11 protein-coding genes are annotated in these 13,816 nt (G+C 69.1%); 2 read left to right on the forward strand and 9 right to left on the reverse strand.

Features of this window, described 5'->3' with window-relative positions:
* Window positions 1–7 precede the first annotated feature (7 nt).
* The 5 genes from J3367_RS19410 to J3367_RS19430 form a co-directional block, all read right to left on the reverse strand.
* The gene (locus J3367_RS19410; protein WP_024352042.1) at window positions 8–289 is read right to left on the reverse strand and encodes an SH3 domain-containing protein; all 282 of its coding nucleotides are present in this window, start codon (window positions 287–289) and stop codon (window positions 8–10) included.
* Between the two features lie 166 nt (window positions 290–455).
* Window positions 456–3,659 (reverse strand): hybrid sensor histidine kinase/response regulator, encoded by a 3,204-nt coding sequence (locus J3367_RS19415; protein ID WP_024352043.1) that lies wholly within the window; start codon window positions 3,657–3,659, stop codon window positions 456–458.
* A gap of 316 nt (window positions 3,660–3,975) precedes the next feature.
* Window positions 3,976–5,148 (reverse strand): GAF domain-containing sensor histidine kinase, encoded by a 1,173-nt coding sequence (locus J3367_RS19420; RefSeq protein WP_421462213.1) that lies wholly within the window; start codon window positions 5,146–5,148, stop codon window positions 3,976–3,978.
* A gap of 112 nt (window positions 5,149–5,260) precedes the next feature.
* Window positions 5,261–6,286 carry a ribonuclease T2 family protein gene (locus J3367_RS19425; RefSeq protein ID WP_024352045.1) on the reverse strand — a complete coding sequence of 342 codons (1,026 nt, stop codon included), beginning with the start codon at window positions 6,284–6,286 and terminating at the stop codon, window positions 5,261–5,263.
* Between the two features lie 100 nt (window positions 6,287–6,386).
* Window positions 6,387–6,686, reverse strand: coding sequence for a hypothetical protein (locus J3367_RS19430; RefSeq protein WP_187390522.1), 300 nt, complete (start codon window positions 6,684–6,686; stop codon window positions 6,387–6,389).
* A gap of 175 nt (window positions 6,687–6,861) precedes the next feature.
* Between J3367_RS19430 and J3367_RS19435 the strand changes: the two genes are divergently transcribed.
* Both J3367_RS19435 and J3367_RS19440 read left to right on the forward strand, forming a co-directional pair.
* The gene (locus tag J3367_RS19435; RefSeq protein ID WP_421462215.1) at window positions 6,862–7,821 is read left to right on the forward strand and encodes an alpha/beta fold hydrolase; all 960 of its coding nucleotides are present in this window, start codon (window positions 6,862–6,864) and stop codon (window positions 7,819–7,821) included.
* A 130-nt stretch (window positions 7,822–7,951) separates the two neighbouring features.
* Window positions 7,952–8,395, forward strand: coding sequence for an MgtC/SapB family protein (locus J3367_RS19440; RefSeq protein WP_024352048.1), 444 nt, complete (start codon window positions 7,952–7,954; stop codon window positions 8,393–8,395).
* 18 nt (window positions 8,396–8,413) lie between these two features.
* Here J3367_RS19440 and J3367_RS19445 read toward each other — a convergent pair whose 3' ends face one another.
* The 4 genes from J3367_RS19445 to J3367_RS19460 all read right to left on the reverse strand — a co-directional run bounded on the left by J3367_RS19445 (window position 8,414) and on the right by J3367_RS19460 (window position 13,604).
* Window positions 8,414–9,493, reverse strand: coding sequence for a sensor histidine kinase (locus tag J3367_RS19445; protein WP_024352049.1), 1,080 nt, complete (start codon window positions 9,491–9,493; stop codon window positions 8,414–8,416).
* Window positions 9,494–9,638: 145 nt separating this feature from the next.
* Window positions 9,639–10,580, reverse strand: coding sequence for a hypothetical protein (locus J3367_RS19450; RefSeq protein WP_421462217.1), 942 nt, complete (start codon window positions 10,578–10,580; stop codon window positions 9,639–9,641).
* Window positions 10,581–10,586: 6 nt separating this feature from the next.
* On the reverse strand, window positions 10,587–11,909 hold the full coding sequence (locus J3367_RS19455; protein ID WP_024352051.1) for a hypothetical protein: 1,323 nt from the start codon (window positions 11,907–11,909) through the stop codon (window positions 10,587–10,589).
* Between the two features lie 489 nt (window positions 11,910–12,398).
* Window positions 12,399–13,604, reverse strand: coding sequence for a pyridoxal phosphate-dependent aminotransferase (locus J3367_RS19460; protein WP_024352052.1), 1,206 nt, complete (start codon window positions 13,602–13,604; stop codon window positions 12,399–12,401).
* Between the last annotated feature and the right edge of the window lie 212 nt (window positions 13,605–13,816).

Raw genomic sequence — 13,816 nt, forward strand, 5'->3', positions numbered from 1 at the left:
CCGGCGCCTACTGGCAGATATAGCCGGCATAGACCCAGCCGGTCGGCTCGCCATCGGCCTCGACGACGTACCAGGACCCGTCGTCATTTGAATCGATGATGTCGACATAGGTCCGCTGCCCCAGCCGGGTCAGTTCCGGATAGCGCGAGCCCGGGCCTTCGCGGACCGACAGGTAATAGTCGCCATTGGGATCGAGGCCGCACACTTCGGCGGCATTGGCAGGCGCGGTGCCCGCCCCGACGGCCAGCATGGCCAGCACCACTCCCGAGATCGTCGCGGATCGCAGCATCGCCCTGAACTCCTGTGCGTGACGCCGGATCAGTGCCGGCGCCCCGCCATGAGTGGCGCGTCCGGCAGGGCGTGACCATGCCCCGGCGTCCGGATTGCACGTCCGGGCGTCCGCACCCGATCACCCGGCGTCGCGCGGCGGGAAACATCGGCTCCGCCGCGCGGGCTCAGTCGTCGGCGATGATCGTCTGGATGCGCCGGGTCAGGTCGCCCATGTCGAAGGGCTTGGTCACCACCTGCATGCCGTGTTCCAGATGGCCGTGGTTGAGGACGGCGTTCTCGGCATAGCCGGTGATGAACAGCACCTTCAGGCCGGCGCGTACCTGCCGCGCCGCTTCGGCCACCTGCCGCCCGTTCATGCCGTTCGGCAGGCCGACATCGGTGATCAGCAGGTCGATGCGGGCCTCGGATTCGATCACCTTCATGCCCGAGGGACCGTCGCCGGCCTCCAGCGCGGTGTAGCCGAGTTCCTCCAGAACGTCGACGACCAGCATGCGCACCAGCGGCTCGTCGTCGATGACCAGCACCGTCCTGCCGGTCTCGGTCGGCGCGACCGCCGGCACCGGCAGCGCCGCGTCCTCGCTGTCGTCCTTGGTGCCGAGATAGCGCGGCAGGTAGATGCACACCATCGTGCCCTGGCCGAGCTCGGAATAGATCCGCACCTGGCCGCCCGACTGGCGGGCAAAACCGTAGATCATCGACAGGCCGAGGCCGGTGCCCATGCCGATCGGCTTGGTGGTGAAGAACGGGTCGAAGGCCTTTTCCACCACGTCCGGCGTCATGCCCGAGCCATTGTCGCTGACGCAGAGCGAGATGTACTGGCCGGGGGCGAGATCGCGCTCCCGCGCCGCGCGGCCGTCGAGCCAGCGGTTCGCCGTCTCGATGGTGATCTTGCCGCCGTCGGGCATGGCGTCGCGCGCATTGATGCACAGGTTCAGCAGCGCGTTTTCCAGCTGGTTGGGATCGACGAGAACACTCCACACGCCGCCGCCGACGACGCTCTCGACGCCGATCGCCGGGCCGACCGTGCGCCGGATCAGCTCCTCCATGCCGCTGATCAGCGTACCGGTGTTGGTCGGCTTGGGATCGAGCGTCTGGCGCCGCGAGAAGGCGAGCAGCCGGTGCGTCAGGGCTGCGGCGCGCTTGGCCGCCCCCTGGGCGGCGACGAGATAGCGGTCGGCTTCGCTCAGCCGCCCCTGCGCCAGGCGCGTTCCCATCAGGTCCAGCGAACCGGAAATGCCGGCCAGGAGATTGTTGAAATCATGGGCCAGCCCGCCGGTGAGCTGGCCGACGGCTTCCATCTTCTGCGACTGGCGCAGGGCTTCCTGCGCCCGCTCCAGTTCGGCGGCGGCGTCCTTCTCGGCGTTCACGTCGCGGGCGACCGCGTGGATGAACTGCTCGTCGGGCACCGCCGTCCAGGACAGCCAGACATAGCTGCCGTCGCGGGTCCGGTAGCGGTTCTCGAAGCGCAGGGTCGAAAGACCGTCGGAAAGCCGGCCGGCCTCGGCCTTCGTGGCTTCGGTATCGTCGGGATGGATCAGGTCGAGGAAGGAGGTGCCGACGAGGTCCGCCTCGTCCCAGCCGAGCAGCGTCGTCCAGGCCGGGTTGGTGGCAAGGATGGTGCCGTCGAACCGCGCCACCAGCATCAGGTCGGTCGACAGACGCCACATGCGGTCGCGGTCCGCCGTGCGCTCGGCCACCAGACGTTCCAGATCCTCGCTTTGCCGCGCCTTGGCATCGCGCGCCTCGACGATGTCCTGCATGTCGACGCAGGTGCCGATCCAGCGCAAGGCCGCCCCCGCCTGCGCGGCACGGGCCGGCACGCAGCGGCCGAGGAACCAGCGATAGACGCCGTCCTCGCGGCGCAGGCGATACTCGATCTCGAACGGCTCCTCGGCGGCGCGCCGCTCGGCCCAGACGGCCAGCGCCCGGGCGCTGTCGTCCGGATGCAGCGCCTCGCTCCAGCCGAAGCCCGCCAGCGCCTCGGCCGACATGCCGGTAAAGGCCTGCAGGAACGGGTTGGTGTAGTCGTAGCGCCCGTCGGCGTCCGTGGTGAACAGCACCAGCGGCAGCGCTTCGGCGAAGGTCCGGAACCGCGCCTCGCTCTCGCGGAGCGCCGCCTGGTTGCGGCGCTGCTCGGTCAGATCCAGCATCGCCCCGAGCATCCGCACCGCCTGGCCGGTCTCGTCGCGGATCACATGACCGCGGTCGAGCACATCCGCATAGCTGCCATCGGCGCGCAGGAAGCGGTATTCGTCGACCCAGCTGGTCTCCGTCCCGTCGATCGCCGCATGGATGCTGGCGTCGACCCGCGCACGGTCCTCCGGGTGAATATGGCCGATCCACCATTCGCCGGTCGGCTCGACATCGTCCGGCTTGTGACCGTAGGCGGTCTCCAGCGCCTCGTTCCAGAGCACGTGATTGGTGGCGAAGTGCCAGTCCCAGATCGCGTCGTTGGTGGCGCGGATCGCCAGGCGGTAGCGCTCGGCGGTTTCCCGCGCCACGGCCTCGGTCTGCTTCTGCTCGGTTACGTCGCGGAAGAACACGGCGAGCCCGTCCTCGACCGGATAGGCCCGCGCCTCGACCCAGATCGCCCGGCCGTCGGGCCAGACATAGCGATGCTCCAGCGCGACCGGGACCCGCTCGCTCATCGCCTTCTTGTAGAGCCGGCCGAGTTCGCCGTCCTCGGTCCCCGGATAGAGCTCCCAGTGCGAGCGCCCGATCAGTTCCTCGCGCGGGCGGCTTTCCAGACGCTCGGCCTCGACATTGAAGTCGATCACCCGGAACTCGCGGTCGAGCAGCGCGAAGCCCTCGCCCATTCCGTCGAGAACGCCCTTGGCGCGGGCCTCGCTCTCGCGCAGGCGGCGTTCAGCCAGCACCTGGCCGGTGATCTCGTTGCAGGGACAGAAAAAGCCGGCAATGGTGCCGGTCTCGTCGCGCACGGGGGTGTAGGAGAAGCTGAAATGCGTCTCCTCGAGATAGCCCCGGCGCTGCATGTGCAGCGTGATGTCGTCCATGTGGACCGGCTCGCCCGCATAGGCCTGGTCGACGATCGGCACGAGATCGGCGCGGATCTCCTGCCACACGTCAAGGAAATCGCGGCCGAGCGCTGCGGAGTGCTTCGATGCGAGGATCTCGGAATAGGCATCGTTGTAGAGCAGCGTGCGGTCCGGCCCCCAGGCGATGAACATGGCCTGGTTGGACGACAGCATGACGCCGACCAGCGTCTTCAGCGCCGGCGGCCAGTGGCGCGGCGGCCCGAGCGGCGTTTCGGCCCAAGGGAATGTGCGCAGGCATTCGCCCGTCGCGCCGCCGCCGGCCAGAAATGCCGGAATGGCCGAAGAGGCGTCGCCAACCTGCTGATCTGTCATGCTCTTAACATCGCCTCTGCTCACCCCGGCCACCAGTTAGTGCCCGTGGCCGAATCCGCCATCCCCGCCCCCCCCCTCACCGTCCTTGCCGAAGGGCGGGAGCGACGGCTGGGAGAGCCGAGAGGCGCGAATTGTCCGGATCGTGTGTTCCGCAGGCCGTCTCGAGCGGCCGCTTCGATCCCGCGTATCGGTCACAGAATGTCGGACGACGCAAGAGGCAGGCCGGGCGGGTTCCACACCCGGCTATCGATCAAATGCCGAGCGTGCTTTCGTCCCCGCGGACCGGCATCGCTGGCAGATTGCCCGAGGGGCGTTCTCAGATCGGCATGCGGAAGGTGAAGCGGGTCTCGTCCGGCGTCGAGGCGGCGTCCAGCGTGCCGTCATGGGCCTCGGCAATCTGCGAGGCGATGTAGAGGCCGAGGCCCAGTCCCTGCTGGCTCGGACGCGTGTCGGCGCGAAAGAACGGCTGGAACAGATTGCCCATCGCCGCGTCGGGGATCGGCGCGCCGTGATTGCGCACCGACAGCTCGAATCCGCCGTCGTCGGTGCGTGCCTCGACCATGATCGGCCGGTCCTCGGCGCCGTGGGTCAAGGCGTTGCCGAGAAGGTTCGACAGGAGCTGGCCGACCCGCGAGCGGTCGCAGGGCACCGGGCGGTCGATCGTCAGATCCAGCTCGACCCGGGCATCCGGCCGGATGGAGCGCAATTCGTCGACTACCTGGCGCAGCGTCTCCTCGATCGGCACATCGGCGTCGCGAGACAGGCTGAGGCCGCCGCCGAGCCGCGCCCGGGCGAGATCGAGCACGTTGTCGATGATGCCGCCCATGCGCACGACGCTGCCGCGCATCAGCCCGACGATGTTCCGGGCGCGCTCGTCCAGCGGCCGCTTCGCCAGCATGCTGACGCCGGCGTCGATGGAGGCGAGCGGGTTGCGCAGATCGTGGCCGAGAACCGCGATGAACTGCTCGCGCAGATGGGCCAGTTCCCGCGCATTGGCCAGTTCCGCCTCGCTCGTCGCCAGCTTCTCCTGGCCGTCGAGATGCGAGGCGATCAGGTCGGCAAACAGCGTGAACATGCCGGCGGTCGTCTCATCCTTGAGGGTCGCCGGCAGCGGATCGATGGCGCAGAGCGTGCCGAAGAACGCCCCGTCGGCGCGGATGATCGGCACCGAGATATAGCTGCGGAAGCCGTACATCTTCGGCGTCGGATGATTGCAGTAGATGCCGTCCTGCTCGACGTCGTCGATGATGACAGCCTGACGGCTTTCCTCGATCTCGTGGCAGATCGTGGTCTCCACCTGCAATTCGTCGCCGGGGGTGAGGCCGAAGCCGATCCGGTCGAGGGCGCTGCAGGTGACCCAGCGCTCGCCCGTGACCCGGGCCACGGCGACGAAGCGCATGCCCGTCACGCGCGCCAGGACCTCGAGAATCGTCGGGACCGCCGGAATCCTGCCGATCGCGTCGACGTCTTTCTGCAAATCAGTCTGCACGCTTCAAGCAACTTTCCTGCTGCGCCGGTATCCCGCTCCGCTCGCGATCATGGCGTCTCAGTAATAGTGACGCAAGCACACGGTCCGTTCCGGCGACGCGGTCGCGCGCCTCTCATTGCAGGCCGACGGGGTCGACGATCCCGGCGGCACAGCCGCCCCGCATGCGTGGCGCCGCCCGGATCAGCGCGCCGACATCCGCCTCCGGCGTGATCTCGCCCTTCAGGCCGACGATCAGTTCCCGCACGATCCGGCGGCCGCCGTCATTGACGCAGCCGACCCGCACCCGCTGGCCGGCGCCGCGGCCGAACGCCGCGTCGAAGGCGTCCCGGATCTCGGCCGCCCTCACCTCCCGCCCGATCGCCCCGGCAAACAGCCGGCGCACCGGCGAGGCGTTGATCGCGCCAAGCACGATGAGCGAGTCGGCGAAATATTCCTCGGCATCGGCCCGGTAGCAGGTGCCGTGGCGAAGCCATTCGTGGCGGTCGAGGGCGGAGCGGGCGCCGGGCATCGCCTCGGCCAGCGCCGCCGCGGTGTCGGGCTCCAGCGGCAACGGGGCGAGGTCGGACCAGCGCCCGGCCTTGTCGAGCCGCTGCTGCGCCGGTGCGACGCCGCAATATTCGGTGCCGCGCGGCTGCGGCCACAGGCCGTGCAGGGAGAAATTGTCGGCATCGAAGCGGCCCGGGCGTTGCGACCGGCATTCGGGCCGCCCCGGCCGGGTCTCGCAGAAGGCCGGCTGCCAGCTGATCGCCAGCACCAGATCGCGATGGGCATTGCGCCCGGCATCCGAATCCCGCCGGCGGGCCGGCGCGGCTCCTTCGCCCGCCGACTCGACGCGGCGCACACGCTCGCCGCAGGTCTTGGCAATCCAGCGCTGCGCCGGATCGGCGCCCGGAATTTCCACCTGATAATGGCTGCCGTCGCGGCGGTTCTCGCCGATCAGCTTGTAGGCCCGGTCGACGACCAGCCGCTCTCTCTGCCGGTCGGGACCACCGCGGATGGACAAGGTCGCGTCGCAGGCCTCGCGGGCGATGACGAAGCCCTCCAGCGGCTCCTGCGCGCGCGCGCCGCTCGTCCCGGGCCATGCCAGGATCAGCGCGAGCCCCATTGCGATCATGCCGTTCCGTGCGAAGCCGTTCATGCGGCGTCCTTCTCCCCTCCAGCCCGAGCCTGATTGTGCACGCCGGACGGCGATCGGCCAACCACCGCAGGGTCCGCGACACATGCCTGGCGGCTTGCGGTCAGGACGCCGCGTTGTCGGCGGCGGCCTCGATCCGGCCGCAGCCGACCGCGACCCAGCGCCGGTCCGGCTCGGCGCCCTGAATGCGGACGAGATAATGGGTCGCCGGCGCGCCGCTGCGCGCGATCAGCGCATAGGCCTTGCCGGGCTCGGTGGCGACGGTCCCGGGATTGGACGGATCGGTCAGCGAGGCCAGCGCCGGACAGCGCGCCTCGGCGATGAAGCGGCCGGTCACGGGCGTCTGCGCGACAACCGGCAAGGCCGCGAGAAGAAGGAGGGTGGCGAGAACCGTGCGTGTCATGGTCCCGGCGATAGAGCGGAACCGCGGCGGACGAAAGGCGAAACCCGCATCGTCGCCCGGCATCGCCCGCGCGCAACGGACCGGCCGCCCATTCCCGCCTCCATTGCGCCCCCGATCGCCGTGCGCGACCCGGCGAATCCGGCTATCGTCCGGCATTGCGACGCGGAGAGACGACATGTTCGACGGCAGCTACACACTCGACACCAAGACCGGCGCCGCGCTCCATGTCCATCATGCGCGGGCAACGGTCCCCGCCCGCGCCATCGTGCTCGTCCATCACGGCCTGTCCGAACATGCCGGCCGCTACGGCGCATTCGCTGCGGCGCTCGCCGCGACGGGCTGTCACGTCCTTGCCCATGATCATCGCGGCCATGGCTCGACCACGGCGGCGGATGCGCCGCTGCGCCGCTTCGCCCGCCGCAACGGCGCCGAGAAGGTGCTGACCGACTGCCGCGCCGTGCATCTGGACGCAATCGCCCGCCATCCGGGCCTGCCGGTGATCGTCTTCGGCCATTCCATGGGCGGCCTCATCGCCCTCAATTACGCCGAGCGCCATGGCCGCGACCTGGCCGGCGTCGCCGTCTGGAACCCCAATTTCACCGCCGGACTGGAGGAGCGCGTCGGCCGGCTGGCGCTCAAGGTGGAGAAGGCGCTGAAGGGTTCCGACGTGCCCAGCGGCATCCTGCAGCGCGCCACCTTCGAGGCCTGGGGCAAGGCGATCTCGCCCCGCCGCACCATGCAGGACTGGCTGTCCCACGATCCGGCGGCGGTCGACGCCTTCATCGCCGATCCGCTCTGCGGCTTTGCGCCGACCCTGTCGATGATGGAGGACGTCATGGCGCTGATCTTCCAGGGCGGGTCGGAGGCCGGGCTGGCGATGCTGCCGGCCGAGCTCCCCGTCCACTGCCTCGGCGGCACCGCCGACCCGGCGACGGACAAGGGCGAAGCGGTCACGGTGCTGGCCGGACGGTTGCGCCTCGCCGGCGTCAGGGACGTCACCCTTCAGATCGTCGAGGGGGCCCGCCACGAGACGCTGAACGAGGTGCCGCTCTATCGCGACCCGGCCCTGGCCGGGCTTTTCGCCTGGTTCGACCGGATCGTGCCGGCCGGCGACACCGCGCCCCGGCCCGCCTGAACGCACGCCGTCTGCGCGCTGCCCCTTGCCGGCGCGCATGCCCGTCGCATTCTCCTCTGCATGTAGGAATTCGTCATCGCGACCTCATGTCCGGCGCGCGCCGGGGGGTCGCGACAGCGGGGAGAATGCCATGACCGATCTCTTCAGCGAGCCGGCCCTTCGGGAGGTCCTCCAGCAGACCGCGCGACTTTTCGCGGCGGCGTTTCTCGGTGGCATCGTCGGCTACGAGCGCGAGAGCGGCGAACATGCCGCGGGCCTGCGCACCCACATGCTGGTGGCGATCGGCGCCTGCCTCTTCACCCTACTGATGGTCGTGCTGATCGACCGCTTCGACAGCGACTCGACCCGGGCCGACCCGATCCGCATCGTCGAGGCGGTGACCAGCGGCATCGCCTTCCTGGCGGCCGGCGTCATCATCCAGGCGCGCGGCCGGGTGAAGGGGCTGACCACCGGTGCCTCGCTCTGGCTGGCCGGTGCGGTGGGTCTCGCCTGCGGCCTCGGCGAATATCTCCTCGCGGTGATCGCCGTCGTCATGACGCTGATCATCCTGCGGGTCGTCAAGCATCTGGAATAGGCGTTCGCGACCCCGCCCTCAGGCGACGTTGCGCAGCGCTCCCGCGGCCACCGCCTCCTTGGGCAGCGCCACCACCACCCGGCAGCCGTCCCGATAGGCCGGATCGATGCTGATCCGCCCCTGATGCAGGCCGACGACGCGGCGGCAGAGCGCGAGGCCGATGCCGGTGCCGCCCTCGGCGCGCTCGCCCTGCTCGAACTCCTCGAAGACGCTCTCCATCTCGCCGGGCGCGATGCCGATGCCGTTGTCCTCCACCGAGATGATGTGCTCGGCCCCGGTCTCCTCGTGCCGCACGATCACCATGGGCAGCCGGTCGCCATGATGGGCGAGCGCGTTCTCGATGAGGTTCTGCAGCAATTGCCGGAACAGATGCGGCTCGACGTCGAGATTGGGCAGACGCGCGCTGTGCAGCGTCGCGCCGGCGGCCTCCAGCTGCGACGAGAGATTGAAACGGATCTCGTTCATCAGGAGGTTCAGGTCGGTCTCGCGGGTCGCCAGCTCCGCCCGGTTCTCTGCCTTGGCCGATTCCAGCAGCGAGGTGACCTGCCGGGCCAGGCCGTGGCCGCTCTTCATCATCAGGTCGACATAACTCTCGGCGCGCGGACTGAGCGTGGTCTCCCGGTCGTGGCGGATCATGTCCAGCGCGCTGACGATGCTGCTGATCGGCGAGCGCAGGTCATGCGCCGCGAAGGCCGAGAACTGGGCCAGCCGGTCGTTGGCCTCGGCCAGATGCCGCTCGCGCTCGGCCAGTTCGGTGATGTCGGTGGAGATCGCCAGAAGCCGCGGCGCGCCGGTGACGCAGGTAAAGGCGATCTTGCGGGTCAGAAGCACGCGCTTGCGCCCGGTATAGTCGCTCACGTCCTCGACGATCTCGCTGCGCCCGAGCGCCATGGCGCGGCGGTCCTCGGCGAGGAACAGCGCCGCCTCGTCGGGCTGGAAATCCTCGATGGTGGTGGTGCCGATGATGCCGGCCCGCTTTTGCGGGGGGAAGACTTCGAGAAAGGCGCGGTTCGCGTAGAGAATGACGCTGTTCTCGTCCTTCACGAAGACGAGGTTGGGATCGTGGTCCATGACCAGCGCAAAGAACTCCGAATCCATGCGTGCCCCGTCGCCGCTTCGTTTCGCGAATCACTGAACGCAAGAATTAACGGTTTCTTCACCGAATGCGAAGCGCAAACAGCAGCTTCCGCTGCATGTCACGGTCGCCGATTCGTCAGGTTAGCTGAGCGAAGACGCCGCCGCGTCAGCCGGAGCTGTCCGGTGCGGCCGGGTCCGCCGCCCCGTCACCCGCCACCGACAAGGTCGAAACCGGCAAGGCCGCCGGCGCCGGCGGGCCGATGAAGCTGGCGTCGTCGGGGAACGGACGCACCATGCGAAAGGCGATCAGCTCGTCCCGCGTCAGCACGTAGAGACTGTCCGCCGGGGTCTGCATCGCCTTGATCCACACCGCCGGATCGACGCCCATCGCCACCAGCAGCTCCTGGCACCGGGCAATGGTCTCCTGCACCCCGGCGATCGACCGGTCGATGTCGCGCGACACGTCCGAAAGCGGCAGCGCATAGACCTGGTGGACGCCCACCCAGGCACCCTGCCCCGCCTTGCGCGTCAGGCCGCCGGCCAGCACCAGCGGACAGGCCGAGGCGCAATAGCCGTCGGCCGGCACCATGGTGGACAGCCGCCGCTCGCGCAGCTCGCGCGCCATGAACATCGCATCGTCCACAGCGCCGCCCGGCGAATGCAGGTAGAGCGTGCGGGCTCCGGCCGCCTCGGGGCTCGCCAGGAAATCGCGGAAAACGCCCGCCGTGCCGATCTCGATCCGCCCGATCGCGCTGATCGCGCCGTCCGGCCCGGCCACGAAGCGCATGCGCTCGGCCATCGCCTCGCCGTCCACCGGACCGTCCCAGCCCGGCAGGCTCGGCACGCCCCGGTCGGGCGCCACAGGGATCGTCCTGGGCAGATAGGGGCGAACCTGGTCACCCGGCTCGGGACGCGCCAGCGGCATCGGTTCGGTGCGGCTGATCCGCTCGCGGTCGGCCGATGCCTCGGCCAGTTGCCGGTAGTCGAGGAAGGCGATCGAGCCGGCGATGACGAGCAGCGCCACGAAGACGCCGCGCAGGACCGAGCCCTCAGGGATCGCCCGGATCAGCCGTTCGACGCGTCCCGGTGATGCCTCCTCGCCGATCATCGCGGTTCAGCGCACCACGGTCTTGGGAAACGGCGTCGGCCCGCCGGCGGTGTTGGCCTGGACGATGTCGTCGTCCGGCACCTCCCGCGGATCGTGGGCCGCCATCTCGGCGCGCGCCGCCGCCGGCAGCGCCTCGTCGGTTTCGGCCGTGCGCAGCTTCTTCTGGATGCGGATCGCCCGCATCAGTTCCGCCGCGCTCATGTCGCCGGTCTCCATCTCCTCGCCGTCCTCGCGGCGGATCACGTCCTGGACGATGCACAGGATGAAGATCAGCACCGCCGGCAACAGGTCGATGGAGATCGCGCCGGCCCAGGACGGCAGGAAGTCGCGGGCGTAGCGGATGACAGCTTCGGGCGAGGACAGCGGCGTGAAGCGCACCGGCACCACCACCGGCCGCGCCAGGATCTCGTCGGCGGCCGCCGCCAGGGCCTGGCTCTGGGCCTGCACCGCGGTCTCGACCCGGCCCACGACCTCGCTCTGGCGGGTGCGCAGATCGTCGTCGGCGCCGTCGGCGATCGGCGCGATGAAGGTGCGGCCGAGATCCTCCGCCGCGCGGCGCACGGTTGGCGCCACCGAGGTCTGCTGCAAGGCGGTGATCAGCCCGGACAGGGCGACCGCCTGCTCGGCATAGGCATTCGCGCGGTCGGCGATCGGCCCCTGCGAGGACACCAGCTGGCGCATCGCCGACAGCCGCTCGCCGCCCTCCCCGAACAGCGTCTTGACGTCTTCGCGCGAGGCGGTGATCTCGCCCTGCAGGCCGGTGAGCTGGTTCGACATCTGGCGCAGCAGCTGCACCACCGTGCCCGAGCCCGACGTGCCGGTGAGGATGCCCGAGCGGGCCTCCTGTTCGGAGAGCCGGGCAAAGCGCTGCGAGGCGAGCTGGATGTCGGGCAGAAGGCTCTGGGCCGCCAGCGCGTTCTCATGCGCCTCGTTCAGCTTCCCCTGATACTCCTCGGTCGTGACCGCCAGATGCTGCTCCAGCGCCGCCGCGCCGGCCAGCGCCGCGGCGTTCAGCCAGGACGACATGGCGATGATCATCGCCGCGCCGAGGCCCATCGCGACATAGAGCATCCGCCGGCTGCCCGGCTGGCGCACATGCGGCATGAACCGCATCAGATAGGACCAGAAGGCGTAGATCGCGACGGAGACCGCCGAGGAATAGACGATGGCGCCGAGGAACACCGTCGTCGCGGTGCCGTCGAGCAGCTCGCGCACGCCGAGATAGGTGTAGACGCCGCTGGCCAGCGCCAGCACCGCCAGCGTGATGCGGGTTGTCGTGTCGAGGCGGGTCAACTGCCCGCGCAGCGTATAGGATTGCGATGCGCTCATCGGCCCCTGGCCCTTCAGACATTCGTCGATGCGGGTCGAGCCGCTCAGCGTTGTTAACCCGACATTAGGGCTATCGCATGTTGGCGGGTAGCCGGGTGCCGCCGAAAGCTGCGCATGCGGTTAACCGCCGCGCCGAGCTCCATCGGTTTTGCCGATCGACCGATCGGGTTTTGCTATGACGACCAAGCAGAGCGCCCGCGACAAGTCATGCATCAAACGCATGGCTCACATACCGAATTGGACGTGGTGCCGAATCCGCCGATGACTATGTTCCACCGCAGTCAGCCGCCGACGGCACCTCCTCCCGCCGTTTGGCACTGGCTGTTTCCTCCCAAGGGTTTTTCGGAATCCTTCCTAATTCAGCCGGGTTCTCGCGAACCCGGCTTTTTTCTGTCCGGGCTTTGCCCGCACCTGCGCTTCCGACCACCGCCCACGAAAAAAGGCGGCTCCGGGGAGCCGCCTTTCATCACGCAATCATGTCTCGGAATGTCAGGCCTTGAGGCTGGCGCAGAATCGCTGGATCCGCTTGCAGGCTTCCTCAAGCGCCTCTTCCGACGTCGCATAGGAGATGCGGAAGTTCGGGCCGAGGCCGAAGGCCGAGCCATGCACCACCGCCACGCCCTCGGCCTGCAGCAGTTCGGAGACGAAGGTCTCGTCGCTGTCGATCACCGTGCCGGCTTCGGTCTTGCGGCCGATCAGGCCCTGGCAGGACGGATAGACGTAGAAGGCGCCTTCCGGCGTCGGGCAGTCGATGCCGCTGGCCTGGTTCAGCATCGACACGACGAGGTCGCGCCGGCCCTGGAAGATCGCGCGGTTGGTGTCGATGAAGTCCTGCGGACCGTTCAGTGCCTCGACCGCCGCCCATTGCGAGATCGAGCAGGCGCCGGAGGTCTGCTGGCCCTGGATCATGTCCATGGCCTTGATCAGCTGCACCGGGCCGCCGGCATAGCCGATGCGCCAGCCGGTCATGGCATAGGCCTTCGACACGCCGTTCATGGTCAGCGTGCGCTCGTAGAGCGCCGGCTCGACCTGGGCGGGCGTGGTGAAGGTGAAGTCGCCATAGACCAGGTGCTCGTACATGTCGTCGGTCAGCACCCAGACATGCTCGTGGCGCATCAGGACGTCGGTCAGCGCCTTCAGCTCGTCGCGCGTATAGGCGGCGCCCGACGGGTTGGACGGCGAGTTGAACAGGAACCACTTGGTCTGCGGCGTGATCGCCGCTTCCAGCGCTTCCGGCGTCAGCTTGAAATTGGTCTCGATGCCGGCCGGCACGAAGACCGGCGTGCCGCCGCAGATCGCCACCATCTCCGGATAGCTGACCCAGTAGGGGGCCGGGATGATCACCTCGTCGCCCGGGTTCATCGTCGCCATGAAGGCGTTGAACAGGATCTGCTTGCCGCCGGTGCCGACGATCACCTGCTCGGGCTTGTAGTCGAGGCCGTTCTCGCGCTTGAACTTGGCCGCGATCGCCTGGCGCAGCTCGGGAATGCCCGAGACCGGCGTGTATTTGGTCTCGCCCCGGTTGATCGCCTCGATGGCCGCCTGCTTGATGTTGTCCGGCGTGTCGAAATCCGGCTCGCCGGCGCCCAGGCCGATGACGTCGCGCCCCTGCGCTTTCAGCTCGCGCGCCTTCTGGGTGACGGCGATGGTCGCTGACGGCTTTACGCGGTCGAGGGCGGCGGCAAGAAATGCCATGGGTGCTGAACTCCGATCGTAGCTGCGGGAAGGTCCCTGCGGGCGCGCGGACCCTAATGCCAGCGGCGTCGGCCTGCAAGCCGGGCCCCGCGCAAGGGCGGCGCTAGTCGTCGGCCACGACCGCCGCCGCGACGATGCCGGCGAGACCGCCCGCCGCCCGGCCTTCGCCAGCCGCACCGCGCCGATCCCGGACGTCATGGCTGCGGAATATT

It is taken from the genome of Aurantimonas sp. NFXS3, from assembly GCF_049132005.1.
GTDB lineage: Bacteria > Pseudomonadota > Alphaproteobacteria > Rhizobiales > Rhizobiaceae > Aurantimonas > Aurantimonas coralicida.